This is a genomic window from Pseudomonas sp. AC169 (assembly GCF_979258515.1).
Genome location: NZ_OZ409866.1, coordinates 6,343,589 through 6,368,541, shown reverse-complemented (window position 1 = coordinate 6,368,541; position 24,953 = coordinate 6,343,589). Strand labels below are relative to the sequence as shown.

Below are 24,953 nucleotides of genomic sequence, written 5' to 3'. Positions count from 1 at the left end.
GCTCCTGCTGTCAGAACAGTCCTTTGGTGGTGAACTTGCCCGAGTCGGTTTTCGGCAAGGCTTCAAGAAATACGCAATGGGCGGGCACCATATGCCAGTCCAGACGCGACTTGCAGTAATCGAGCAAGGTCTGTTCGCTGGTCTGTTCATGGCTGGGTGCGAGCACGATGCAGGCCTTGGGCACATGGCCGGCCGATTCGTCGGCGACCGGCACCACCAGCACCTCGGCGACCGCCGGATGCGAGGCCAGGCATTGCTCGATCTCCCGTGGGTTGACGTTCCAGATGTTGCGCGCGAAGACATCGTCCTTGCGGGCGACGTAATACAGATAGCCCTCGGCGTCGCGTTTGAACAAATCCCCGGTGCGATACAGTCGCGAATGGCCGAAGGCATCGTGGACGAATGCCTTGGCATTGGCCTCGGGCATGTCCCAGTACTCAAGCATCAGGTAATCGCTGGTCACCAACAGCTCGCCGACTTCGCCAGGCTGGTCGATCGCCTGGCCTTGTTCGTCCAGCAGATAGAGGCTCACCCCTGGCAAGGGTTTGCCCACTGAAGTGGGGCGTTGATCAATCTCCTCGGGCGACAGGTAGCTGACCCGTTTGCACTCGGTGAGCCCGTAGTTGGAGAAGATCCGTATCTGCGGCAATGCCCGGCGGATTTGCTGGATGTGACGGGTGTGCAAGGCCTGGCCGCTGCTGGAGATGTAGCGCAAGCCGGGGATTCGTGCCTGCCAGGCTGGATCGGTATTGGCCAGCAGGAAAAACACCGGCGGGAACACGTGCATGGCGGTCACCGCCTCGCGCTCGACCACCGCAAGCACATCATCGGCGCTGCTCGCGGGACGGCTTTCGATGACGCTGGTAGCGCCAGCGAACAACGGCATCATCACGTTGTAGACGCCGTAGTCGGACGCCAGCGTCGAGTAGCTGAGGACGCGGTCGTCGGGAGTATTTTGCAGGTAAGCAGTGACGCGACTGGAGGCCGCCAGCATGATCCGGTGATTGACCAGCACGCCTTTGGGATTGAACGTCGAGCCTGATGTGTAGAAGATCGAAGTGGCACGCTCGGGGTCAGCGACCGGCAGTGGCGCGGTAAGGTTTTTTGCCTGTCGTTGTGCGGTGATGACGTCATCCAGAACGATGATTCGCGAAGACGCCAAGGGCGCAGTCACAGTGAGCAGGATCAACTCCAGGCCGGCCGCTTCCATCAGTCCTGGCAGGTCTTCGGTGCAGTCCGTCAGCAGCACCCGTGCGCCCGAATGTTTGAGTTGCTGGATCAGCTTGGCGCGGCTCAGGGTGTGGTGGGTAGCGGCGGTGATCGCCCCGGCTTGCAGTACGCCCAGGTAAGCGGCGATCAGATCGACGCTGATGGGGGCGTAAAAACCCACGCGATCACCTGGCGCCACGACCAGGGTTGGCAGCAGGGCGGCGATGTCATCCGCGCGCTGTTGCAGTTGCTGATACGTTGTCGTCACCCCATCAAGGACAATCGCCGGTTTTGACGGGTATACACTCGCATTATCTGCGATAACCTGATGAAAAAGTTGCATTGCTCAATATCCTTTCAAGCACAACCTGGAGGGCTTATTTACGTTTTCTTGCGCACACCGAAACATAGGTGCCTTGCCAGGTATAAGGATCAATCGGCAAGTTATCTGAATTGCTCAGCGGCCAACTCTGTTTGTCGAAGAAATGATTGAAGGCAAAAATCTCGAAGTCCGCTAACCACTGATCAAAGAAACCTTCGCTTTGTTGAATGGATAAGCCGGCTTCCTTGTCCCAGATAAACGGCTCGCCCGTTGCCTGGAAGTAACGCGTCAAGTCGGATAACAGGTCGAGGAATATAAAACCGCCGGGTTTGATTGCGCTGATTAACTTGGGCATCACCTGTTGAAGTTCGTCTGGAGTGAAAAAGTGCAGCACTTCAGAACATACCAGCACGTCGTAAGCGTGCGGGGCGGGGGTGTAGTCGAGAATATCGGCTTGCTCGAAATTCAACTCTCGCAACCAGGGGTTGTGCCTGCGGCTTTGCACCGTGCTGTCGACCATGTCGACGCCACTCACGTTGTAGCCCTTGCGGGCCAGCGCCGTGAGGTTGCGGCCATCGCCGCAGCCCAGCTCCAGAGCCTGACCTGGACCCGCAGGCAGGTAGTCCAGAAACTGCTTCAGTTCACCGCGCAATTCACCGAACAGCGCGCCGTTATCGCTGGCGTTATATTCTCTGTCATACCATTCTTTCAAGACGCAACTGTTCACTACTTTCATAGTTATTCTCTGCCATCGATATACGTGAGCATACGGAAAGCCGCACGTTTAACGCATGCGGTCAAGTAATGTCAGAAATGCTGTTGAAGGAATGAAATGGTAGAGAGGGGAGGATGAGGCGGGCGAGGGCAAGACATAATGAAACTCCTTTTCATTTTTTGTTTTTCAAGAGTTACCCATGGCTATCGAGTGTTGTGGAGGACTTGATAGCGGAAGGGATAGTTCCATCGCACGGTTTCTCCTGTCAAGGCGAAGCGAGGCTGGATGCGGATGTTTTTTGTCACGGTGTAGTTACATTGATTATGTAATAAGAAATTATTGTAATTGTCGTGGTTGAGAAATAGTGCTGATCTTGAGTGGCCGATGATTTTGACCGGGAAAGGACGAGTTGCCAGTATTCATGTTGAGCGCAGATCGGCCGATATTTGCAGTCTCGAACGTATATTCGGATCATTTTTCTTGAAGTGAAAACAGGGCAGATATGGAGCAGGACAGCCGCATTCTGAGCGCTCTCAAGCGTTTTCGTTATTTGATCCTGGCGGTCATGGTGATCGCGTCCCTGGTAAGCGCGTTCTGGCGCTTTACCGGCGGGTGGAGTCAGTTCTGGACATGTGTAGGGGCGCAAGCGTGGTTTACCCAAGCCGTGTTTGCTTACCTTCGCGGTGGCTGGGTAGCAATCGGCCCCGGTGGACTGCCGAAGGATGCCAACCCGATCGGCAGGGCACTATTGGCTACAGTGGCGCTGGGGCTTTACTTATTGATGTTCAGCTACGAAGAGCAGAAGCCCGACTCTATTCATGAAAGGCGCGCCTCGGACTGGACCATGCCTACGCGGGAGGAGATGCGGCGTTTGGCGGAGTAAAAGCCGGTGCTGGGCTGAAAACACGTCGGGTGCATCGTGCGATCTTCACTTTTACGTCCACTAAAGTCGTGAAGCACGATGGGAAGGGCCGAAAATATCGTGAACCGGAGAAACGACGCAGTCCGAATGCGGCCCGATGCGGCAGCCAAAGCCTGATGGCTTCTCTATGTCATCCGCAATGTTAGAACTTCACCCCAGCGGCAGTGGGCGATCAATGATGACGTGCTTCATCACCAGCGTCGATGTCAGACGCTGTACGTTGGGTAATCTCGACAGCTCCTCATCGTAAAGTTTTTGAAATGCAGGAAGATCTGCTGTCACCACCATCAGCAGGTAATCAGGATCGCCAAAAAGTCTCTGCGCTTGGACGATATAAGGAATACGCGGTAAAGCTTGTTCAAAATCAGCTACTGCCTTTTGGTGTCCCTCTCGAAGCGTGACGAATACCAGGGAAGAGAAATTGAGTCCTATCTCAGTTGCGGACAGTTGAGCTCGATAACCCTTGATCACTCCCGCATCTTCCATCGCCCGAACGCGTCGATGGCATGGAGACAAACTGAGACCCACGCGCTCGGCCAGCTCAGTCAGCGACTGACGACCATCTTGCTGCAGTTGCGCAAGAATCTTCTTGTCCACACGATCCATTGAGTAAGACCTTCTAATTAAGTCGGCTTTGACAGGTAATTTCGAAAGATAATACCACTTCGCTTTCATTATCCTTCTATCACGGTAATTCGGGGCCAAGCGGCGCTCTGGATTGATGGAAAAGGAAGGATTTGATCGTGACTGTTTCTCTGATCATGGCGTTTTGGGCCGTATCATTTTTGTTTGTTATCACACCCGGAGTCGACTGGGCCTACGCGATATCGGCAGGTTTGCGAGGCCGTGTCCTACCGGCCGTAGTCGGCATGCTCTGCGGTCACCTTGTGGCCACGCTGATCGTCGCTGCAGGCGTGGGTGGAGTGCTGGTAAAAATACCCTATGCATTGCTGACATTAACGCTGATGGGGGCGGCCTATCTCTTATGGCTCGGCTTCAACATGTTGCTTAAACCTTCGTTGCCTGTTCAAGGGACATCCAGCAATGACGGTCGCTGGATGGCCTGGGCGATAAAAGGATTGTGCGTCAGCGGTCTCAACCCGAAAGTTCTGTTGTTGTTCCTGGCGCTGCTGCCTCAGTTCACTGATGTGTCAGCCGCCTGGCCAGTAGGGGGTCAGATTGTCGCGCTAGGTCTGATTCACGGTTTCAGTTGCGGCGTCGTCTATCTTGCGGTCGGTTATGGCGCCGGGGCGGTGCTTGCTTCACGACCAGCAGCGGCCATCAATGTGAGCCGAATATCTGGAGCCGCGATGATCGTAATCGCTGTGGTTCTTGCTGCGGAACGGCTGTTCACTTGAAATGAGGAAGCGATATGTCTGAGCAAAATAACGCCCCGTACAACAGTCCTCTTCGCGGCAGGGTACGAATTCCACATTTACGGGACATGAAGGCACGGGGTCAGAAATGGGCCATGTTGACTGCTTATGACATGTACGCCGCGTCGGTATTTGAGTCGGCAGGCATTCCGGTGCTGCTCGTAGGCGATTCGGCAGCCAACAATGTGTTTGGGCACGATTCGACGTTGTCGATAACAGTGGACGAGATGCTTCCTCTGGTCAGAGCAGTTTCTCGCGCTACCAAGCGGGTGTTAGTCATTGCGGATTTGCCTTTTGGCTCTTATCAGGGATCGCCGGAGCAGTGCTTTCATACTGCAGTGCGTTTTATGAAAGAAGGTGGGGCTCATGCCGTGAAGCTCGAAGGTGGAATCGAGATGCTTGCGCAGGTCGAAATGTTGGTAGCCGCAGGTATTCCGGTTATGGCCCATATCGGATTTACCCCGCAGGCAGAACACCAGCTGGGCGGCTACCGTATCCAAGGCAAAGGCGATGATGCACAGCGGTTGATTGATTTGAGTGTTGCCTTCGAACGCGCGGGGGCATTTGGTCTGCTCATTGAAATGGTGCCAGGCGACGTGGCAAAGAGGATTTCCGAGACAGTCTCCATTCCAACCGTCGGAATTGGTGCCGGGAATGGCTGCGATGCTCAGGTGCTCGTCTGGCAGGACATGGCGGGGCTACGGGATGGTCAGTTGCCGCGATTCGTCAAGCAGTATGCGGATATGAGAAAGGTGATGAGTGACGCTGCTCAAGCCTTTGCTAAAGACGTCGGGTCGGGTTCATTCCCTGGGCCAGATCATACTTTTTAGATCATCGGAGCTGTCAATGAACGCACTGCGCCAGAAGGCAATTGAGGGACTTGAGGAAGGCGATACTTTCGAAATCAAACGCACTTTTTCGGACGCAGAAATCGTCCAGTTTGAAGCGCTATCGCGCGATCACAACCCAGTGCACTCCAATGCCGTATATGCAGAGGCCAAAGGCTTTGATGGGGTCATCGCTCATGGCTTGCTGACGGCGACATTGATTACGGAGATAGGAGGGCAATTGGGGTGGTTGGCCTCCTCCATGAGTTTACGTTTCAAGCGCCCCGTTTACGTTGGAGATGAGTTGACCTGCGTGTGGAAAATCAGGGGGGTTAGTGACGGTAATCGAGCGCAAGCCGAGGTGATCGTGAACAACAGTGCCGGTCAGCCTGTCTTGCTCGCGGAAACGACAGGGTTCATTCCCAATGACGCCGAGAGAAAACTACTAGGATCAATGGCGATTGATGAGTCCTAGGCTTATCAAGTCAATGCAAAAAACACCCTTTGTAGAGAAATTACAAATGCATGGTTTAGTAAAGTTTATTATTCGACCGGGAACGGAAATGGCAGACGCCGGCTTTTTCGTTCTAGCCGTTTTCGTTGGTGGCGCAGCGGGAGTATTGCTGGGCTACAAAGTGTCGCTTTGGGTGGGATTGCCCTTCGCACTTTGTGCAACCCTGCTGCTTCATCTCACCTGGCGGACGCCAGGTGAGCAATCTGTTTGAGCTGCTCGAACAGGTCCGCACTTACGTCGGTTTTGTCGCCGTGAGGAACCGATGCGGCTCTCAAATCAGCTGGCTTTTCGTTGGTAGATCGCGGTTTCCGGAAGCGCGTAGCCGTCGTCCAGTTCTTCACTGGTGTACACGCCGAGAATCACGTCCGGGCTTGTTGTGAGGATTCAGCGCGGCTTGAGTTCTTTCACAATCTTGGCGGACGATCTTTTCCTGCGCCTCCGAAGCCAGCTAAAGACCGCATGCACCGGGTGCAAAAAGGCCGTGAGCACGCCTATCAGCATGATGACGAAGATGATGATTAGCGGGATGCTTTCGTGCGAGAACATGGTGGGTTACTCCTGTAGTCACTATGTCGGAACCCGCAGCCTAGACGTATCGAGCCATGTTTTCGATGAACGTATGTTCATGCTCTTGCTGTTGAATTGTGATACCGCGCCGGAGAGAGGATTTTCGAAACGTGCAGGGCTCATCGAGGTAAAACCAGTGATATCGTGCATCCTTTCTCACAGGAGCGACCTTCATGAAACTGGTCGTAGGAGTGTTGGCTGCGGTATGTGCACCACCTGATTTTTCCTCGAGGTTGTAATGGAACTGTCTCGCCTCAATCAGCTTTTTTTCGAGAACAACTGCGTAGCTTCGATGCAGCTCGAAATGGTGGATTTCAAATACAAAATCACGCTAAGTATGTCTTCCTCCGATGATCCAGAAACCGAGGGTGTGACGGCTGTTTTTCGTGACGTGAGCGCACTGAACCTAAGCGGCTTCGGTGGCGGACTAACCCAATTCATGGACCTCGTCGTAACTCGAATCGACGATGGACTTGATAGAGTCCGGTACGAGCTGAGGGATCTTGAGGACGAGAAAATTTCGTTCTATTTCTTCACCTTCAGCGTGCGAGACCACAAGGATTAAATATGCGAATTTTGATAGTAGCGCTGGGCGGTAGCGATGTTGGCGGGGTGTGCGACAGGCCCTGCAAGCGGTGTGGCGAGAGGATGACGGCACTGGCGCAATCAGCGAGGCGCTGAAGGCATATCACAACACGGCCAGCATCGTGACAATGAGAACGTGATAGCGGAGGAGAAGCTTGCGTCAGCGACGCGCTTCACGTCCCTTGACGGGTGGCCAGGTGTTCATGAACACCGCAATTATTAGCCAGGCCTTCATCAAGGAGCTGGTTCTGGGCATGACGCTGCGATCGGCAGCAGTAAACGCTCAAGGCTTGCTGGCAGAACGGAAATTTTTCAGAACGCCAGAAACGACAAAGCCCTGAATAATCAGGGCTTTGACGGTACCAAATATGGCGGAGGCGATGGGATTCGAACTCATGGACCTGTTACAGTCGACGGTTTTCAAGACCGTTGCCTTAAACCACTCGGCCACACCTCCGTTGCGTTGCGGGCGCCATAATACCTGAATGAAACACACTGTCAAACTCTCTGCATGGCTTGTTACAGAGCGTCTGTTATGATCTTTGCGACTGAACGTTTCAGACCAACAGGAGTGTCGCCATGCGCGAACAGGATTACGCAGTTAATAACAGCGTGCAGGCTGAGCAGCTAGAGGTTAGCCGCGTCCTGCGCAACACTTACGGCCTACTGGCTCTGACCCTTGCATTCAGCGGCGTCATGGCTTTTGTCGCACAGCAGATGCGTGTTGGCTACCCGAACATTTTCGTGGTGCTGATCGGTTTCTACGGGCTGTTCTTTCTTACCAACAAACTCCGTGATTCCGCGTGGGGCCTGGTGTCCGCTTTTGCGCTGACCGGTTTCATGGGTTTCCTGCTCGGCCCGATCCTCAACCGTTACCTGGGCATGCAGGGCGGCGCTGAAGTGGTCAGCTCGGCGTTCGCGATGACTGCGCTGGTGTTCGGTGGTCTGTCGGCCTACGTGCTGATCACCCGCAAGGACATGAGCTTCCTCGGTGGCTTCATCACCGCTGGCTTCTTCGTCCTGCTGGGTGCAACGCTGGCGAGCTTCTTCTTCCAGATCAGCGGCCTGCAACTGGCGATCAGCGCAGGTTTCGTGCTGTTCTCGTCGGTGTGCATCCTGTTCCAGACCAGCGCCATCATCCACGGTGGTGAGCGCAACTACATCATGGCGACCATCAGCCTGTATGTATCGATCTACAACCTGTTCATCAGCTTGTTGCAGATCTTCGGCATCATGAGCCGCGACGACTGATCGTTAGTCGTTTCAACAAAAAACCCGCTTCGGCGGGTTTTTTGTTGCTCGCAGAAAAGCGTAGTGGCCTTTTACGTACAAAATGATCTGAAAATAGTGGCGTCTTTTTGGAAATCACCTACACCTAATTACCAAGGAAGAGCAGTAGCCTGATCGACAGGAGTCGGAAACCAGCACCCCTCGTGTCATTCCTGCGTCCCTCGCATTCACTTCCCTCGTTGTTGATCGCCAGGCCTTTCGGTCGAGAGCGACTGTATTCGTTCGTCCAGTAAAAAACCGGGAGGTGAACCACGCCAAATGCCATGCACCGTGACCGTATCCCGGCGAACGACCGGGACCCTGATACCAGAAAAATAATGGAGGCCCTGCCATTGCGGGCGTTGTCCCAATCAAGGAGATCATCGATGAACCAGCCCCAAGGAAAACTGACTGTACTGGCCGTCACCACCGCGCTGTTCAGCGCGTCAACCTTCGCCGGCGTCTATCCTGACTTCGGCTATCAGCCACCTTCCAGCCAATACTCTGGTCCACTGTTTGAGTTGAGCCAGAGTTACCCGGCAACAGCGCCGAAAGTACCGCTACCCGGTTTTTTCAAGAATCTACCGACCAAGCCAGATAACAATTTTGAGACTTGGCGTGCGTACATGGAGGAAGTCAAAACCTATTGCCTTGAAGGCAACGTCGAGGCTGACTGGTACGTGCAGAACAATAAAAAACGTCAGTGGTATCACATGCCGTGGCAGCACTATGGCCCGCTGGGACGCGAAGGGATTCACGGCCTGACCAAAGAGGCGCAGATCCAGGTCAAGCAACTCGCCGCCACGCAGACCGCCACCGGCCAGACTTACGCGGTGGGCATCTATAACGACATCGGTGCCTATACTATCGGAGAGGTCTGGAAAGACCCGAACAACCCTGATCCGAAATACACATCGGCACCCAACAGCTTCCCCGACGGCACCGTAGTCTGCAAAGCCCTGTTCGCCGATATCGATCGCAGCACCGTGCCGTTCCTGGTGAACCCGGTGTTGTGGAAGGGCTACGTCACCGAAACATTCACGTCGGCCAATCGCAAGGTCAAAGATGTCGCATTGATCCAGATGGACATCGCCGTGCGCGATAAGCGCATGAGTGCCACTGGCTGGATCTTCGGCACCTTTCAGTACAACGGCGCGAAAACCGGCAAGCCTGGCTGGGACAACCTCGTTCCGGTAGGGATCATGTGGGGTAACGATCCGGAAGAAATCGGCAACGACTTCACCAACCCGCAACCGACGCAGACCAAGATCAACCCCGCGTTGCAACAGACCGCGATCAATGCCAAGACCCAGGAGTTGCCACCCACTCATCTGGGCTGGAACGGTCGCCTCAATGGTCCGGTGGACAACCCCAACAGTTCCTGCCTGAGCTGCCATGCAACCGCCGAAACGCCGCAAGTGGCGATCATGAATCCAACGTTCCAGGCCAATGCGCCGAAGCCGGGTTCGCCTGAATGGATGAAGTGGTTCCAGAACATTCCGGCCGGCCATGCTTTCACACCGGGCACTCAAAGCACCGACTACAGCCTGCAGTTGTCCGGCGGTCTGGTGAATTACTTCGAGTGGAAATGCGACATGAGCGGCATCTACGCTGACGGCAAGAATGCGTGCAGCAAAGCGTCGGACATGAAACTGAAAATGCTCAATTCCACCAACAACGCCACGCCGCAGCCATTGCAGAAAGTCATTCGTGACCCGAGCCTGCAGCAACTGCTGGAGTAAGAAGCGAAAAGCCTGCGCACGTTCGGCGTGCGCAGGCTTTTTCAGTTGATCACGATGCTGCCGTCAGTCTGCTGCTTGTAGATGGTGTAGGGCAGCAACAAGGTGTCGAGTACTCCGGAAGCCACGGCATCAATCGCCCAGCCGGGAAGGGCGGCGTTGTACTTGTTACCTTCGCCTACCGGCGCATGCAGGTTACAGAAGTCATACATCACGCCACTGTAGATCCTTGGCACAGCCCCGCAATAGGACTTGTTCGATCTCAAATCGTCCACAGCAACCTGATCGTCGCGCACGACCGTCTGCACGGTCCCGCAACCACTGAGTATTAACGCCAACAGCAACACTGCCTGAACTTTCATACCGCCAATCCTTAGCCGGAAAAGACCCAATCTAAGCCAATCGTGCAGGAAAAGCACCTACGCCATCGGCGGCAAGCGGCGCTTGACCGGGGTCTTTTTGACGATCGCGGTATTGGTTTCCGCCAGCGTATTGAGCCGGTCGAGCAGGGTGTCGAGTTGTTCCATCGAACGTACATGCAGGCGCGCGATGAAGCAGTCTTCGCCCGTCACCTTATCGCACTCGGTGAACTCGGGAATCGCCAGGATCTGCCGCTCCACCTCCTTCAACTGTCCCGGCAATGGCCGCACCCGCACGATCGCCTGCAACTGGTAACCAAAGCATTTCGGATCAATTTCCACGGTGTAGCCCCTGAGCACACCGCGTTCCTCCAGCCGGCGCAAGCGTTCGGCCACACTAGGTGAAGACAAGCCGCTGATCTGTGCCAGGGCCTTGAGTGAGCGCCGCGAATCCTCCATCAAGGCGCCGATGAGGATCTGATCAATATCGTCAGTCATGAAGAACTCCAGCATTAGGCAATTGGCGAAAACTACCCACGATAAAAAAGGCAGATGCCGAGTTTAGCCTTCTTTTTGCGCTGGAGCGCTTGCGGCTTTGCTTGGCATACTTTTGTCACAAAGACAGGAGATCAATGATGGACAAGACACTGCGTCACGGCTCATTCGAAATGACCGCCGCCATGCTGATATCCGGGACCATCGGCTGGTTCGTACTGGTGTCCGGGCAACCGGTGCTGGACGTGGTGTTCTGGCGCTGCGTATTCGGCGCCGGCACCTTGCTGCTGATTTGCGCGGGATTCGGCTTCTTGCGCCCGGGCATTCTGACCCGCACCACAGTTCTGCTCGCCGTGATCAGTGGGATGGCGATTGTTGGCAACTGGGTGTTGTTGTTTGCCTCGTATTCACGGGCTTCGATTGCCATCGGCACGGCGGTGTACAACGTGCAGCCGTTCATGCTGGTCGGGTTGGCGGCACTGTTTCTGGGCGAAAAAATCACCTTGCAAAAGCTGTTCTGGCTGGCGATTTCGTTCCTGGGCATGTTGGCCATCGTCAGTGCCCATGGCAGCCAAAGTGAAAGCGGCAACGACTATCTGATGGGCATTGCGCTGGCGTTGGGGGCGGCGTTTCTGTATGCGATTGCCGCGTTGATCATCAAGCGTCTGACCGGCACGCCGCCGCATCTGATTGCGCTGATTCAGGTCTGCACCGGGATTTTGCTGTTGGCGCCGTTCGCGCATTTCAGTGCGCTGCCGCAGGCGCCAAGTGCCTGGGCCAGTCTGGTGACGCTGGGCATCGTTCACACCGGTCTGATGTATGTGCTGCTGTACGGCGCGATCCAGAAATTGCCGACCGCGTTGACCGGCGCACTGTCGTTCATCTACCCGATCGCGGCGATCTTCGTCGACTGGTTCGCGTTCGGCCATCGCCTGGAAACCCTGCAATGGGTCGGCGTGGCCGCAATCCTCCTGGCCGCCGCTGGCATGCAGCAGGGCTGGGGCCTGAAGCCCCGGCGACTGGTCGCGCAGTAACCCTCAGATGTTCCAGCGCGGTGCGGTTTTCGCCAGGCGCTGGCGCATCTCGGCAATGTTCGCCGCCAGTTGCCGGGTCAACAGTCGGTAACCGTCCAGTGCGCTGTAAACCGGTGCGTCGAGGTTTGCCTCCGGCAACTCCAGCGGCCTGTCCAGGCGTTGCGAGGCGCCGGTTTTCAGGGCCCGGGCCATGCCGATCAATTGCACGCGAATCTGCCGGTGCTCGGCCTTCAATGCCGATTGCAAATGGGCCATGGCTTCGGGATCGTTGGCATCCGGGCGGGTGTTGCCGAGGATCTCCAGCGTGCTGATGCACATGCGCAGATTGCGCTGGATGGCATCGAGTTCGGTCATGGAAATCTTCACTTCCTTGGACACCGACGGCATCAGCGAACGCAACTGCACCATTACCGCGCCGAGGCGCCCCATCAGTTTCAAATGCTCATCGGCGCTGACCGGTTGGCCGCTGATGATCCGCCCATACACCGTGGCGCAATCGCGCAAGGCATCGGCGAGGTTGTAGCGCCACGAATACACCGCGTACAGCGGCAGGGCGAACGAGAAGGCCAGCGCCAGCGCAATCCCAATCAAGATATCGACCCCGCGCCACAAACCGTCGGTGATCGGGTTGTCGCCATGTCCGGCGACAATGAACACGGTGATCGCCGAGAGCAGGGCGGTGTAACCACCCTTGCCAATCGCGTGATACGAGAAGAAACCGCAGACCACCGCCATCGCAAAATACGTCAGCCACGGCATGCCAAGCCACGCCTGCTGCGCCACGAGCAGCAAACCGACGCCGGCACCGATCAAGGTGCCGGTGGCGCGTTCGGCGGCTTTTTTGCCGATGTTGCCGTGGTGCTGCAAACCGCCGATCACCACCAGCATGGTCACCGAGGCCCATTCGCCGTGGGGCAGATTGATGCCGGTGGTCAGCAGGATCGTCGCCAGTAACCCGAGGGCCACGCGCACCGCGTGAATCAGCCGCGCGTGCCGGTAACGTCGATAGGGATCAAGCAACGGTCGCAGGACACGGCGCAGCAAGGGCGGAAGTCGATGGGTGCTGTAATTACTCAGTGCGGGCCTCTCGTGATGGCGATTCAGGTCAATGGAAAGGAAAAATGTAATTCATCCATGCTGCCATACGCAGGAGGATTTTGCGCATCGTGCCAATGTGGTGAAAGTGTTGACTGTACAACGCGGCTTGCCCGTAAGCACCGCCCGGCATCAGCTTGCTGTACTGGGCGAAGTCCGGATCGGTGATTTCGATGATCACCGGCACACGCCCCGCCGGCGGCGAACCGGTGTAACCGATCAGCGTCCCGGAAGGCTGCACCTGACCTTCGGCAATCACACCGATGACGTTTTTCACCCGGCCGGCGAAAACTTTGCCGGGAATGCCGTCGAACGCGACTTCCGCCTCGTCGCCCACGGTCAGGCGCAGCAGGCTGTTCTGGCGCATCCACGCGGCAAAATACTGGCCTTCTTCCGGGATGAACACCATCGACGGGCGCAATGGCAACTTGCTCGCCATCATCCCCGGCCGCAAGGAAACATGGGTGACGAAGCCTTTGCTCGGCGCGCGGACGGTGGTGTTGTCCAGTTCGAACTGGGCGTTGTCCAGTTGCGCCTGCAAATCATCGGTGCGGGCGATGGCCGCATCGAGTTCGCGCTGGGTGCCGAAGTTGCGGCGGATCAACTCGGTGATGCGATAGCGGTCACCCTTGGCCGCCACCAATTGCGCTTTCAGCGATTTCAACCGGTTTTCAAACGGTGTGGGATCGATGCGAAACAGCACGTCGCCTTTTTCCAGTGGCTCGTTCCCCTTCACCGGCACGTCGATCACCTGGCCGCTGATGATGGGAATGACTGGCACTGAAACGAAGTAAGTGCGCGCCACCTCGGAGTAGGGGTGGTTGTAGTTCATGGTGAAAATCAAGGCGCCGATCATCAGGATGCCGCCCAGTACGGCGGTGGGCACCGTCCATTTGTTCAGCGGGATACGGAAGATCTTGAACACTGCGACGCAGATCGCGGCGTAAGTCAGGATGAGCAGCAGATCCATGGCGTTCAGCCCTCCCGGTTTTGGGGGGAAGTGGCATTCAGCGCTTCAAGTCGCTCGAGGCGTCCTTGCAGTTCGATCACCTGTTGCTCCAGGCGAACGACATGGTTTTGCACGGAGTTGCCGTCACCGAACCCCCAGCCGCGATCTTCTCGATAGGCCATCGCCCAGATCCACAGGAACGGCCAGAGCGCATGCAGCGTGAACAGACTGACCCAGCCAGTGGCATGGATTGCATCCTGATGCGGATGGTTTCGATGGACGGCAATTTCATAGGGGATGTCGTGCAACACGATGATCCCGTAAAACAGCACAAGCCCGGCAAACACCAACACGCCTAACGCGAAGTAATCGAGCATGATCAAGCTCCCGGCATCCAGCACAGTGCTGGCATCAGTGTAGACACTGATTTGCCGGGCGCCTGGCGACTTTGGATCAGAACCGCATGTGGTCGCCTTCTTGCTTATTTACGATCCAGTGACGGTTGATCAGAAGATGTAATCGGTAGTCAGGAAGCTCGAATCACGCCCGCGAATGATCTCGCTGATCAGGTCCTTGTTGCTGTCCTGGAACTTGGTCGCCACCAGCGTACGGATCGAGAACACCCGCAACGCATCGTGTACCGACAACGTACCTTCCGCCGAGTTTTTGCGGCCATTGAACGGGTAAGTATCGGGGCCGCGCTGGCATTGCGCGTTGAGGTTGATCCGCCCGACCTGGTTGGCGAACGTGTCGACCAGCCGGCCGACCGCCACCGGGTTGGTGCCGAAAATGCTCAACTGCTGACCGAAATCCGACTCCAGTACATAGTCGATCACGGTATCGAGATGACGGTACGGCACGATCGGCACCACCGGGCCGAATTGCTCTTCCTGGTAGACGCGCATCTGCGGATTCACCGGGTACAGCACTGCCGGGTAGAAGAACGACTCACGGGATTCGCCGCCATTCGGATTGACCACTTCGGCACCCTTGCTGCGCGCATCCGCCACCAGACCGTGCAGATAGTCGACCTTGCCCGATTCCGGCAGCGGCGTCAGCGACACACCGCTGTCCCACGGCATGCCCGGTTTCAGCGTGGCCAGTTTGGCGTTGAATTTCTCGATGAAGCTGTCGACCACGTCTTCGTGGACGAAAAGGATTTTCAGCGCGGTGCAGCGCTGGCCGTTGAACGACAGCGAACCGGTGACCGCTTCGCTGACGGCGTTATCGAGGTCGACTTCCGGCAAAACGATGCCCGGGTTTTTCGCATCCAGACCCAGCGCGGCGCGCAAGCGGTGCGGTTTAGGGTGCAGTTTTTTCAGGTCGCTGGCGGCTTTGTTGGTGCCGATAAAGGCGAAGATGTCGATCTTGCCGCTGGCCATCAGCGCGCTGACGGTTTCACGACCGCTGCCGTAGATGACGTTGATCACGCCGGTGGGGAAGCTGTCGCGGAACGCTTCCAGCAGCGGACGAATCAGCAACACGCCGAGCTTGGCCGGTTTGAACACCACGGTGTTGCCCATGATCAGCGCCGGAATCAGCGTGGTGAAGGTTTCGTTCAGCGGATAGTTGTAAGGGCCCATGCACAGGGCGACGCCCAGTGGTACGCGGCGGATCTGCCCGAGCGTGTCCTGTTCCAGCTCGAAGCGGCTGGAGCGGCGGTCGAGTTCCTTGAGCGCATTAATCGTGTCGACGATGTAATCGCAGGTGCGGTCGAACTCCTTCTCCGAGTCCTTGAGGTTCTTGCCGATTTCCCACATCAGCAGTTTCACCACGGCATCGCGCTGCTGGCGCATGCGACCGAGGAAGGCTTCGACGTGCTGGATGCGTTCGGCCACGCGCATGGTCGGCCACAGGCCCTGTCCACGGTCGTAGGCGCGCACGGCGGCGTCGAGGGCGGTGAGGGCAGTGTCGGCATCGAGCAGCGGTGTGCTGCCGAGGATCACTTGTTCGTCGCCGTTATCGCCTTTCAGATAGACCGGGCTGCGCACGGTGGCGAGCGGGCCGTCCCAGCGACGCAACTGGCCGTCGACGAGGTATTCACGTTGCTCGACTTGACCGTCGAGGCGGTATTTTTCCGGGATGTCGCTGACAGAAGGGAACAGGTTGCCAAGGATGTTTGCTGTGGTCATGTCGCTACCCCGTGTTGATGTCCGCATGCAGATCAAAAAAGTCTCTACAGGTTATACGCCTGAACGCGCCGGAATTTAAACCCGCAAATGTCACCGGAATGTCACGCAAAGGCGCAAAGCAGAGGGGGTTGGTTTGATGATCGTTCCCACGCTCCGCGTGGGAATGCAGCCGGGGACGCTCTGCGTCCCATTGGAACGCGGAGCGTCCCTTGAGGCATTCCCACGCAGAGCGTGGGAACGATCATCGGGGAGAGGGCTGGCCCCGTTTGCCCCCCTCGCTGTCCCGCAATGCCCTCAACCCGTTGCAGCCGCTGCCTTAAGGTGAGAGCACAACAATAAGCGAGGCCGTTATGCGGGCAATCCGACTCACTCTAATACTGGCGTTGGTCATGGCGCTGCCTGGCTGCGGCGAAGACCCGAAGCCCTCAGTCACCAGCAACAAAGCCATGCCCAAAGACCCGGCACTGGCGCAGATCTACGCCAACAGCTGCCAGCTCTGCCACGCCAATCCCGCTGCCAACGCACCACTCACCGGGGATCGCAAAGCCTGGGAGCCACGCATTCAGCAAGGCACCGACACGCTGCTCGACCACGCCATCAACGGCTACAACGGCATGCCGCCGATGGGCCAGTGCGTCGAATGCTCGGAAGAACAATTCCTGCAATTGATCGGCTTCATGGCCGACCAGCCCCTCCCAGAATAAGGTGCCCGGCATGACGATGGATCTGACACGGCGTCAGTTGTTGCAACGGGCAAGTATTGTCGGCGCGTTCAGTGCGTTGGCGAGCAGTCCGGCATTGGGCCAATTGCTGCGGGCGCCACGTTTGATCCCATGGCGCAACTGGTCGGGCGGGCAGAGTTGTTTGCCAGCAGCGCGTCTGGCGCCGAAGAATCTCGATGAACTGACAACCGCCATCAAGCAGGCACAAGGCAAGATTCGCCCGGTCGGCTCGGCGCATTCCTTCAGCGCCCTGGTGCCCACCGACGGCACGCTGTTATCGCTGAGCTACTTCAGTGGTCTGCTTGATCACGATGCGAAAACCCTGCAAGCCGAATTTGCCGCCGGCACACCGATGTCGCGCATGGGGCTGCCGCTGAAGGACATCGGCCAGGCCCTGCAGAACATGGCCGATATCGATTACCAGACCCTGGCCGGCGCGATTGCCACCTCGACCCACGGCACCGGCAAAAACTTCCAGTCCTACTCGGCGCATGTCTGCGGCCTGCAACTGGTGACCGCCAATGGCGAGGTGCTCGACTGCGACAGTCAACGGCATCCCGAAGTGTTCAACGCCGCCCGCGCCTCCCTAGGTGCACTCGGCGTCGCCACTAAAATTCGCCTGCAAAACCGCCCGGCCTATCGTCTGCGCGAACGCCAATGGATCGCCAAGACTGAAGAGTTGCTGGAGGACATCGACAACAACACCCGCGAAAACCAGCACTGGGAAATGCTCGTCGTCACCCATTCCGACTACGCCTTGTCCATCGCCCTCAACGAAACCGACGACCCGGCCACGCCGCCGATTTCACCGGAGGAAGAGGGCGGCAACGAGTTCGTCACCCTGATCGAGAAGATCGACAAGTACGCCAGCGACTTCCCCGACCTGCGCCGCACGCTGCTCAACAGCCTGCGCCATCTGGCCAGTTTCGATGACCGCGTAGGCGACTCGTTCGACATCTACGCCAACGTGCGCACGGTGCGTTTCAACGAAATGGAGTATTCAGTGCCTGCCGAACACGGCCCGGCGTGCCTGCGTGAAATCCTCAAGCTGATTCAGGACAAGGACCTGCGCACCTGGTTTCCCATCGAGTACCGCTACGTCAAGGCTGACGACATTCCTTTGAGCATGTTCGAGGGCCGCGATAGCTGTTCGATCTCGGTGCATCAGCATTATCAGATGGATCATCACAACTTCTTCGCGGCGGTCGAGCCGATTTTCTGGAAGTACAACGGGCGCCCGCACTGGGGCAAGTTGCACACGCTCAATGCGCGAACCCTGCAGCCGCTGTATCCGCGTTGGCGCGAGTTTGTCGATGTGCGCCAGGCGCTGGATCCGAGTGGACGCTTTCTCAATGCGCATCTGGCGTCGATTCTGGGGGTGAGCTGATGGCGGTCAATCGACGCAATTTTCTCCTCGGTACATTGGGTGTCGGCGCGGTGTTGGTGGGTGTTGGCGCGTGGCTGCGACCGGGCGATCGAGGCGCGCCGTACAACGATTACTTTCGTGCGTTGAACAATGAATTAAAAAACAAGGGCCCGATGCGCCCGGTGCTGCTGATCGATCTTGATCGCCTCGATCACAACATCGATGTGGTGATGCAGTCGGTCAAACGCGGCGGCAAGCAGTTGCGGTTGGTGGAGAAGTCGCTGCCGTCGCCTGGATTGCTCCGTTACATCGCCCAGCGTGCCGGGACACAGAAGCTGATGTCGTTTCATCAGCCGTTTCTCAATCACGATGCGCTGACGTTTCCACAGTCGGACATTTTGCTCGGCAAGCCGTTGCCGGTTCGTTCGGCAGAGCTGTTTTATCAATCCCACAAAGGCCCGTTCGATCCCGCGAAACAACTGCAATGGTTGCTCGACGGCCCCGAACGTTTGCAGCAATACCTTGCGCTGGCTCAAGGACTGGGCACGCGGATGCGCATCAACATCGAACTGGACGTCGGTCTGCATCGCGGCGGCGTCAGTGATGCGAATACCCTTGGGCAGATGCTCAGCCTGATCAGCGCCAACCCGCAGCATCTGGAATTTGCCGGGTTCATGGGCTACGACCCGTTCGTGGGCATGGGCGTGCCGGGAATTCTTGGCTCGCCCGAAGAACTGTTCGCCAAGGTTATGGTGATTTATCAGCGCTGCGTCGATTTCACCCGACAGCAGTTTCCCGCGTTGTGGCACGACGGCTTGTGCCTTAACACCGCCGGCAGCCCGAGTTATCGCATTCATGAAAACGAAAAGCTCAGCACTGAAGTTTCGGTGGGCACGGCGATGCTCAAACCGACGCACTACGATTTGCCATCGCTCACCGAACACGTCCCCGCGACCTACATCGCCACGCCAGTTCTAAAAAGTACGGGGGCTGTGAACATCCCGGCGCTGGATGACAAGTCGAAACTGTTCTCGTGGTGGGACCAGAATCAGCGCCAGACCTTCTTCATCTACGGCGGTAACTGGATGGCCGAGTTCGAATCGCCAGCCGGTTTGCAGAGTAATGGCGTGTATGGCCGCAGCTCGAATCAGGAGATGGTCAACGGCTCCAATGCCGTCGGCCTCACTGTGGAAGACCAGGTGTTCCTGCGCCCGACCCAGACCGAAGCCGTACTCCTGCAATTTGGCGATTTGCTCGCCGTGCGCAACGGCAAAATCGTCGACACCTGGCCCGTCTACACCTGACCCCAAATCACCCAAACACTGCAAAACCCTGTGGGAGCTGGCAAGCCAGCTCCCACAGGGTTCTCGATGTATGTCCCATCTCATTGCCAAATTCTGTAATGAAGCTTTTATGACAAAAGTTCGGTAGCACATCGCCAGTCCGGTCATGCCTATGTAACGCGCTTGAGGGGCCCAACGGGGCGCTTTTCACAAGCCGAGGCGGGACGCCGGGAGTGAGGCAATGGGGACTATGGAACGCTACTCGAAAGTGGGCATGCAGGAGCTCGATCAACGCCTGTCGAAGATCGTCGAAGCCGCGCGCAAGAAGCCGGTTTCGGTGTATCGCTATGGCGCGCCGTGGGTCTGGATAGTCTCGCAGGATGACTGGCAGGGCGCCTTGAAAGAGGTGTCGAGCTACATTCCGCCGGGCCATTCGCTGGTATTGCTGCGCCCGCAGATCGACGACCTGCTCGATGCCCACCGCGAACTCCTGCACGACCTCAATGCCGAACCCGGCATGCTGATTCCCGCGCAAACGGTCATGCATATCCTGCTTCTGCAACTGCTGTACTCGGTGCCCAGCGAGCAGCAACTCTATGAACAGCTCAATTACAACCTGCTGTTCCGCTGGTTCGTCGGCCTTGGCCTGAACCAGAAAGTCTGGAGCTTCAACGCCCTCAGTCGCGACATCGCCACGCTGCTCAACGAGCCCCGTGCGGTGCTGCTCATTCAAAAAATCATCGGCGAAGTGTTCTGCGGCGCGTTGCTGCAAATGCCCGAGTTCTCGTTGAACTTCGCGCTTTTGCACACGTGGCTGGGCAAACACGCCTGCGCCTCGACAGCCAGCAATTGACGCCATACACGCGGCGTTCGAAACGCCAACAGGTCATCGCGAATTCAGGGGGTAGTGTGGAACCGATTTTCAAGTCACGGCTGGCGCTGTGGGGCTGGCTGCTGGTGACGGCGGGCGCGCAGCCGGCATTGGCCGAAGAGGCTGCCGAAAACGCGGCGGCGAAGCGTCTGGTCGACGTCAACGAGTACTTCGTGCGCGGCAACACCGTGCTCGATGCGCGGGCGATCGAAGAGGCGGTGTACCCGTTTCTCGGCCCGCAAAAAGCCCTCAGCGATATCGAAGGTGCGCGCGATGCCTTGCAGAAGGCCTATCAGGAACGTGGCTATCAATCGGTGTTCGTCGAACTGCCGGAGCAAGCCGTCGCCGACGGTATCGTCTACTTGCAAGTCAGCGAAACCAAGGTAGGCCGCGTGCGTGTGGTCGGCGCCAAACATTATTCGCCGCTGGACATCCGCGACGACGTCCCGGCGCTGAAGGAGGGCGAGGTGCCGGACTTCGCCAAGGTCCAGGGCGAACTGGCGCAACTCAACAAGACGCCGGGTCGCCAGGTGATGCCGCTGGTGCGCGAAGGTCAGCGCCCCGGCACCATGGACGTCGATCTGCAGGTCGAAGACCAGAACCCGTGGACCGCCAGCGTCGGCCTCAACAACGACTACAGCGCCGACACCGAAAAGCTGCGCACCGTCACCAGCCTCGGCTACAACAACCTCTGGCAACTCGGCCATAGCGTCAACCTGACGTTCTTCACCGCGCCGCAGGAAACCGACAACGCCAAGGTCTGGTCGGGCTCTTACACCGCGCCGCTGACCGAGCGCTGGAGCCTGCAGTTCTCCGGTTACCAGTCCGACAGCAACGTCGCCACCATCGGTGGCAGTAACGTGCTCGGCAAGGGCCATTCCTACGGCGTCTCGGCGATCTACACGCTGCCCTCCAGCGGCAACTGGTCGAACTCGCTGTCCGCCGGCATCGACTTCAAGGACTTCGACGAGCGCCTGACCCTGTCTGGCGAAAGCGACAAGGTTCCACTGCAATACGCGCCGTTCACCTTCGCCTACAACGGCTATCGCTACAGCGCAAAGAGCCAGCTCGGCCTCGGCCTGAGCCTCGTCGCAGCGACCCGCAGCATTTTCGGCTACGGCAGCTCCGACGAAGATTTTGACTACAAACGCTACCGCGCCAAACCAAGTTTCGCCGTGCTCAAGGGCGACACCAATTACACCTGGACCTTCGACAGCGGCTGGCAGAGCGCGAGCAAAGCAGCGTTCCAGTTGGCCTCGGGGCCATTGGTTTCCAACGAACAATTCTCCGCCGGCGGCGCCACTTCTGTGCGCGGCTATCTGGCTGCCGAACGCACCGGCGACGACGGCTTGCTGCTCAGCCAGGAAGTGCGCACGCCGTCGCTGGCCAAGTACGCCGGCACGTGGATGCAGGACTGGCGCTTCTACGCCTTCGCCGAAGGCGCGCAACTGTATCTGCGCGACGAACTGCCGGATCAGGACGCCAATTACGCCCTGGCCAGCGTCGGCCTCGGCACCCGCGCCAGCCTGAGTAAATGGCTGTCCGGCAGCCTCGACTGGGGCTATCCGCTACTCGAAGGGCCGAACACCTCGAAACAGGAATCGCGCCTGCACTTCAACCTTCAAGCCACTTTCTGACAAGGAGCACGTTCATGCAGCGCCTCTTTCTTTCGTTGTTGATCTGCCTGGGCTTCGTGCTCCCGGCCACGGCTCAGGCCTGGTGGCAGGACGACTGGCACTACCGCAAACAGATTGCCGTCGACACCACGCCACAAGGCGCGGCGATCAATCAGGCCCTCGGCCGCACCGCGTTGCTGGTGCGCCTGCACACTGGCAACTTCACCTTCGACGGGGTGAAAGAGGACGGCGCGGATCTGCGCTTTGTCGCCGCCGACGACAAGACCGTGCTCAACCACCAGATCGAAAGTTTCGACGCGCTGATGGGCATGGCGCTGATCTGGGTTGATGTGCCGAATGTCGAGGGCGGTCAGCGCCAGGACATCTGGATGTATTACGGCAATCAAAAGGCCCCGGCGACCGGCAACGGCCAACTGACTTTCGACCCGAATTACACCGCGCTCTATCACTTTGACGGCGCTACCGGCACCCCGGCGAAAGACACCACCGCTTACGGCAACACTGCGCAAAGTGCGACCGGAGCGGCGATTGACGGTGTAGTAGGGCGCGCGTTGCAGTTCAGCGGCCAGCCGTTGTTGCTGCCGGCCAGCCCTTCGTTGCAACACAATGCGGGCAGTGCGTTCACCTTCAGTGCGTGGTTGCGTCTGGATCAGGCCAGTGGCGAACAACTGATTCTCGCCCGTCGTGAAGGCGCCAACAACTTGCTGGTCGGTGCGAACCAGGGTGTGCCGTTTGTAGAGATCGATGGCCAACGTGCCGTTGCCACTCAAGCGCTGAATCCCGGCCAATGGCAACACGTTGCACTGACCGCTGAAGGCTCGAAAGTCACCCTGTTCATCAACGGTCGCGAAGCGGCCACGCTCGCTCAGGCGATGCCGGCCTTCAACTCGGTCATGGCCGTCGGCGCTGACGTGCACGAAGGCCCGTTCCAGCCGTTCGTGGGCGCCATCGATGAATTGCGCTTGTCGAAAGTGTCACGTCCGGCAGCGCTTTTGCTGGCCGACGCCACCTCGCAAGGTGCCGAGTCGAAACTGGTGGCTTACGGTGTCGACGAAGAACAGTCCGGTTTCGGTTTCGGCAGCCTCGGCTTCCTGCTCAACGCGGTGCCAATCGATGCCTGGGTGATCATCGCCGTGCTGGTGCTGATGATGTTCCAGTCCTGGATCATCATGCTGCGCAAGAACCGCAGCCTCAGCCGTGTGACCGCCGCCAACGAAGACTTCCGCGTGCAATTCGCCAAGGTCGGCACGCGTCTGGAGATGTTCGCCGACGACGCCCAACTCGCGCAGCGTCTGCAGCATTCGTCGCTGTGGCGCTTGTATCTGGTGGCGGTGAAAGAGATTCGCACCCGCCGCGAGCAGGGCGCCGATACTTCGTCGGTTTCCGCCGCCACCATTGAAGCCATCCGCTGCTCGATGGACGGCGTGCGCACCCGCGAAAACCAGCAACTCAGCTCGAAACTCTCGACCCTGTCCAACGCCATCGCCGGTGGCCCGTACATCGGCCTGCTCGGCACCGTGCTGGGGATCATGGTGGTGTTCCTCGGCACCGCAATGGCCGGCGACGTCAACATCAACGCCATCGCGCCGGGCATGGCCGCCGCGTTGCTCGCTACGGCGATGGGCCTGTTCGTCGCGATCCCCGCGCTGTTTGGCTACAACCGCCTGATCACCCGCAACAAGGAAGTCAGCGCCGACATGCGCGTGTTCGTCGACGAGTTCATCACCCGTCTGGCGGAGATGCACGGCGAGAGCCAGTTCAGTGAGGCGTCGCATCGCGGCCATCACGCCAACCACTCCGTACCGGCCTGAGGAGCACTGACATGGCGTCTGTAAATGCCTCCCACGACGATGACGAAGATGCCGCGGTGGACAGCATCAACATCACCCCGCTGGTCGACGTGCTGATGGTGGTGCTGGTGATGTTCATCCTCACCGCCACCGCGCAGGTCTCGGGAATCCAGATCAACCTGCCCAAGGCCAGCGCCTCGGTGTCGCTGTCCGAGGCCAAGACCAAGGCGATTTCGGTCAACGACGGCGGCCAGGTGTTCCTCGACGCTTACCCGGTGACCCTGGCCGAGCTGGAAGAGCGCCTGCGTATCGAGAAGGCGCAGAGCCCGGATTTCCCGGTGATCGTGCGCGGCGATGCGACCGTTCAATACCAGAAAGTCATCGAAGTGCTGGACCTGTTGCGCCGGCTCGAACTGTCCCAGGTCGGTCTTGTGACCGGCAAACCGAGTCAGGGCTGAGTCATGACCGCACAACTCCCGATCGAGCCGCTGCCGGTGAAAAAACCAGCGCTGCGTTATGCGAAATGGAGCGCCGGATTGCTCATCGGCACGCTCGCCGCGTGGTTCCTCTGGCAGTGGGCCAACGACATGAGCGGCATCCGCCGCGAAGCGCCGAAGGTGCCGACGATCATTCCATTGCCACCACCGCCACCTCCGCCGCCGGAAAAACCGCCGGAGCCGGAAACCCCGGTGGAAGAAAAAGTCGTCGAGCCGGAACCGACACCCGAGCCAGAAGAGGTCAAGCCTGAGGAAGAAGCGCCGCCATCACCGGCGGACGATCTGGCCAACCCGATGCAAATGGACGGTGATGCGCAATCCGGTAACGACGCTTTCAATATCGGCGCGGGCAAGGGCGGCGGCATGGCCGGAGCCGGCGGCGGGCGTTTGGGCACGGGGACATACAGCCAGTTTCTGGCGTTCACCTTCCAGCGTTTGCTGCGCGAGAACCCCGAGCTGCGCAACCTCGCGTTTTCGTTGCAGGCCGATGTCTGGCTGAGCAGCGTCGGTGAGATCACCCGCGTCGAGCTGATCAAGTCCAGCGGTAATCCCGAGATTGATACGCAAGTGTTGGCTGCGCTGCGTGGTGCGCCGTCCCTGAGCGAACGGCCTCCGGCCTCCATCACTTTGCCTGTGCGCCTGTCCCTGCAAGGGCGGCGTCCGGGTTAACCCCCACTT

The 24,953-nt window shown here is 58.2% G+C and carries 28 protein-coding genes and 1 tRNA gene; 18 read left to right on the top strand and 11 right to left on the bottom strand.

All coding sequences use genetic code 11. The features are described from left to right. Positions 1–10: 10 nt before the first annotated feature. Both ACZZ0G_RS28260 and ACZZ0G_RS28255 read right to left on the bottom strand, forming a co-directional pair. Positions 11–1,552 (bottom strand): class I adenylate-forming enzyme family protein, encoded by a 1,542-nt coding sequence (locus ACZZ0G_RS28260; RefSeq protein WP_463558467.1) that lies wholly within the window; start codon positions 1,550–1,552, stop codon positions 11–13. A 34-nt stretch (positions 1,553–1,586) separates the two neighbouring features. After that, positions 1,587–2,267, bottom strand: coding sequence for a class I SAM-dependent methyltransferase (locus tag ACZZ0G_RS28255; protein WP_463558466.1), 681 nt, complete (start codon positions 2,265–2,267; stop codon positions 1,587–1,589). A gap of 481 nt (positions 2,268–2,748) precedes the next feature. Between ACZZ0G_RS28255 and ACZZ0G_RS28250 the strand changes: the two genes are divergently transcribed. Continuing rightward, complete coding sequence (locus ACZZ0G_RS28250; RefSeq protein ID WP_463558465.1) at positions 2,749–3,129, top strand: hypothetical protein; 381 nt, start codon at positions 2,749–2,751, stop codon at positions 3,127–3,129. Between the two features lie 189 nt (positions 3,130–3,318). On the opposite strand, the gene ACZZ0G_RS28245 is transcribed toward ACZZ0G_RS28250, so the two are convergent. Next, positions 3,319–3,774, bottom strand: coding sequence for an Lrp/AsnC family transcriptional regulator (locus ACZZ0G_RS28245; protein WP_463558911.1), 456 nt, complete (start codon positions 3,772–3,774; stop codon positions 3,319–3,321). A gap of 131 nt (positions 3,775–3,905) precedes the next feature. Between ACZZ0G_RS28245 and ACZZ0G_RS28240 the strand changes: the two genes are divergently transcribed. The 4 genes from ACZZ0G_RS28240 to ACZZ0G_RS28225 are packed head-to-tail and all read left to right on the top strand — an operon-like array spanning position 3,906 to position 6,096. Further along, positions 3,906–4,526 (top strand): LysE family translocator, encoded by a 621-nt coding sequence (locus tag ACZZ0G_RS28240; protein WP_463558464.1) that lies wholly within the window; start codon positions 3,906–3,908, stop codon positions 4,524–4,526. A 14-nt stretch (positions 4,527–4,540) separates the two neighbouring features. Continuing rightward, entirely contained in the window at positions 4,541–5,374 is an 834-nt protein-coding gene (gene panB, locus ACZZ0G_RS28235) for a 3-methyl-2-oxobutanoate hydroxymethyltransferase (RefSeq protein ID WP_463558463.1), read from the top strand. A gap of 16 nt (positions 5,375–5,390) precedes the next feature. Further along, the gene (locus tag ACZZ0G_RS28230) at positions 5,391–5,846 is read left to right on the top strand and encodes a MaoC family dehydratase (RefSeq protein ID WP_463558462.1); all 456 of its coding nucleotides are present in this window, start codon (positions 5,391–5,393) and stop codon (positions 5,844–5,846) included. 13 nt (positions 5,847–5,859) lie between these two features. After that, positions 5,860–6,096, top strand: a complete 237-nt coding sequence (locus tag ACZZ0G_RS28225) for a hypothetical protein (protein ID WP_463558461.1) — start codon at positions 5,860–5,862, stop codon at positions 6,094–6,096. A 173-nt stretch (positions 6,097–6,269) separates the two neighbouring features. On the opposite strand, the gene ACZZ0G_RS28220 is transcribed toward ACZZ0G_RS28225, so the two are convergent. Then, positions 6,270–6,431: a hypothetical protein gene (locus tag ACZZ0G_RS28220; RefSeq protein ID WP_463558460.1), complete on the bottom strand. Its 162-nt coding sequence runs from the start codon at positions 6,429–6,431 to the stop codon at positions 6,270–6,272. 259 nt (positions 6,432–6,690) lie between these two features. On the opposite strand from ACZZ0G_RS28220, the gene ACZZ0G_RS28215 reads away from it, so the two are divergent. Further along, positions 6,691–7,017: a hypothetical protein gene (locus ACZZ0G_RS28215; protein WP_463558459.1), complete on the top strand. Its 327-nt coding sequence runs from the start codon at positions 6,691–6,693 to the stop codon at positions 7,015–7,017. A gap of 223 nt (positions 7,018–7,240) precedes the next feature. Beyond that, positions 7,241–7,378: a hypothetical protein gene (locus tag ACZZ0G_RS28210; protein ID WP_158559201.1), complete on the top strand. Its 138-nt coding sequence runs from the start codon at positions 7,241–7,243 to the stop codon at positions 7,376–7,378. A 28-nt stretch (positions 7,379–7,406) separates the two neighbouring features. On the opposite strand, the gene ACZZ0G_RS28205 is transcribed toward ACZZ0G_RS28210, so the two are convergent. Continuing rightward, positions 7,407–7,494: transfer RNA gene (locus ACZZ0G_RS28205), tRNA-Ser, on the bottom strand. Positions 7,495–7,616: 122 nt separating this feature from the next. On the opposite strand from ACZZ0G_RS28205, the gene ACZZ0G_RS28200 reads away from it, so the two are divergent. Both ACZZ0G_RS28200 and ACZZ0G_RS28195 read left to right on the top strand, forming a co-directional pair. After that, positions 7,617–8,288: a Bax inhibitor-1/YccA family protein gene (locus tag ACZZ0G_RS28200; protein WP_008081508.1), complete on the top strand. Its 672-nt coding sequence runs from the start codon at positions 7,617–7,619 to the stop codon at positions 8,286–8,288. A 404-nt stretch (positions 8,289–8,692) separates the two neighbouring features. After that, on the top strand, positions 8,693–10,048 hold the full coding sequence (locus tag ACZZ0G_RS28195) for a hypothetical protein (protein ID WP_463396429.1): 1,356 nt from the start codon (positions 8,693–8,695) through the stop codon (positions 10,046–10,048). 41 nt (positions 10,049–10,089) lie between these two features. On the opposite strand, the gene ACZZ0G_RS28190 is transcribed toward ACZZ0G_RS28195, so the two are convergent. Next, positions 10,090–10,407, bottom strand: a complete 318-nt coding sequence (locus ACZZ0G_RS28190; RefSeq protein WP_463558458.1) for a YceK/YidQ family lipoprotein — start codon at positions 10,405–10,407, stop codon at positions 10,090–10,092. A gap of 57 nt (positions 10,408–10,464) precedes the next feature. Continuing rightward, a complete protein-coding gene (locus tag ACZZ0G_RS28185) occupies positions 10,465–10,902 on the bottom strand; it encodes an Lrp/AsnC family transcriptional regulator (RefSeq protein WP_463558457.1) in 438 nt (145 codons plus the stop codon). Between the two features lie 137 nt (positions 10,903–11,039). Here ACZZ0G_RS28185 and ACZZ0G_RS28180 point away from each other — a divergent pair, with 137 nt between their 5' ends. After that, the gene (locus tag ACZZ0G_RS28180) at positions 11,040–11,933 is read left to right on the top strand and encodes a DMT family transporter (RefSeq protein WP_463558456.1); all 894 of its coding nucleotides are present in this window, start codon (positions 11,040–11,042) and stop codon (positions 11,931–11,933) included. 3 nt (positions 11,934–11,936) lie between these two features. Here ACZZ0G_RS28180 and ACZZ0G_RS28175 read toward each other — a convergent pair whose 3' ends face one another. From ACZZ0G_RS28175 to ACZZ0G_RS28160, 4 genes are all read right to left on the bottom strand, one after another. Next, a complete protein-coding gene (locus ACZZ0G_RS28175) occupies positions 11,937–12,977 on the bottom strand; it encodes an FUSC family protein (protein WP_463558455.1) in 1,041 nt (346 codons plus the stop codon). Between the two features lie 61 nt (positions 12,978–13,038). Then, the gene (locus ACZZ0G_RS28170) at positions 13,039–13,998 is read right to left on the bottom strand and encodes an HlyD family secretion protein (protein WP_463558454.1); all 960 of its coding nucleotides are present in this window, start codon (positions 13,996–13,998) and stop codon (positions 13,039–13,041) included. A gap of 5 nt (positions 13,999–14,003) precedes the next feature. Next, positions 14,004–14,354 carry a DUF3302 domain-containing protein gene (locus ACZZ0G_RS28165; protein ID WP_463558453.1) on the bottom strand — a complete coding sequence of 117 codons (351 nt, stop codon included), beginning with the start codon at positions 14,352–14,354 and terminating at the stop codon, positions 14,004–14,006. Between the two features lie 129 nt (positions 14,355–14,483). Next, on the bottom strand, positions 14,484–16,109 hold the full coding sequence (locus tag ACZZ0G_RS28160; RefSeq protein WP_122661245.1) for an NADP-dependent glyceraldehyde-3-phosphate dehydrogenase: 1,626 nt from the start codon (positions 16,107–16,109) through the stop codon (positions 14,484–14,486). 350 nt (positions 16,110–16,459) lie between these two features. On the opposite strand from ACZZ0G_RS28160, the gene ACZZ0G_RS28155 reads away from it, so the two are divergent. From ACZZ0G_RS28155 to ACZZ0G_RS28120, 8 genes are all read left to right on the top strand, one after another. Further along, on the top strand, positions 16,460–16,813 hold the full coding sequence (locus ACZZ0G_RS28155; protein WP_463558452.1) for a c-type cytochrome: 354 nt from the start codon (positions 16,460–16,462) through the stop codon (positions 16,811–16,813). Positions 16,814–16,889: 76 nt separating this feature from the next. Next, positions 16,890–18,218, top strand: coding sequence for a D-arabinono-1,4-lactone oxidase (locus ACZZ0G_RS28150; RefSeq protein ID WP_463558910.1), 1,329 nt, complete (start codon positions 16,890–16,892; stop codon positions 18,216–18,218). Positions 18,219–18,292: 74 nt separating this feature from the next. After that, positions 18,293–19,501, top strand: coding sequence for a DSD1 family PLP-dependent enzyme (locus ACZZ0G_RS28145; protein WP_463558909.1), 1,209 nt, complete (start codon positions 18,293–18,295; stop codon positions 19,499–19,501). A 220-nt stretch (positions 19,502–19,721) separates the two neighbouring features. Then, positions 19,722–20,333, top strand: coding sequence for a transposase (locus tag ACZZ0G_RS28140; protein WP_007915478.1), 612 nt, complete (start codon positions 19,722–19,724; stop codon positions 20,331–20,333). A gap of 56 nt (positions 20,334–20,389) precedes the next feature. Beyond that, on the top strand, positions 20,390–21,988 hold the full coding sequence (locus tag ACZZ0G_RS28135; protein WP_463558451.1) for a ShlB/FhaC/HecB family hemolysin secretion/activation protein: 1,599 nt from the start codon (positions 20,390–20,392) through the stop codon (positions 21,986–21,988). 14 nt (positions 21,989–22,002) lie between these two features. Beyond that, complete coding sequence (locus tag ACZZ0G_RS28130) at positions 22,003–23,799, top strand: DUF2341 domain-containing protein (protein WP_463558450.1); 1,797 nt, start codon at positions 22,003–22,005, stop codon at positions 23,797–23,799. An 11-nt stretch (positions 23,800–23,810) separates the two neighbouring features. Beyond that, positions 23,811–24,236, top strand: coding sequence for an ExbD/TolR family protein (locus tag ACZZ0G_RS28125; RefSeq protein WP_007915482.1), 426 nt, complete (start codon positions 23,811–23,813; stop codon positions 24,234–24,236). 3 nt (positions 24,237–24,239) lie between these two features. After that, on the top strand, positions 24,240–24,944 hold the full coding sequence (locus ACZZ0G_RS28120) for an energy transducer TonB family protein (RefSeq protein WP_463558449.1): 705 nt from the start codon (positions 24,240–24,242) through the stop codon (positions 24,942–24,944). The last annotated feature ends 9 nt before the right edge of the window (positions 24,945–24,953 follow it).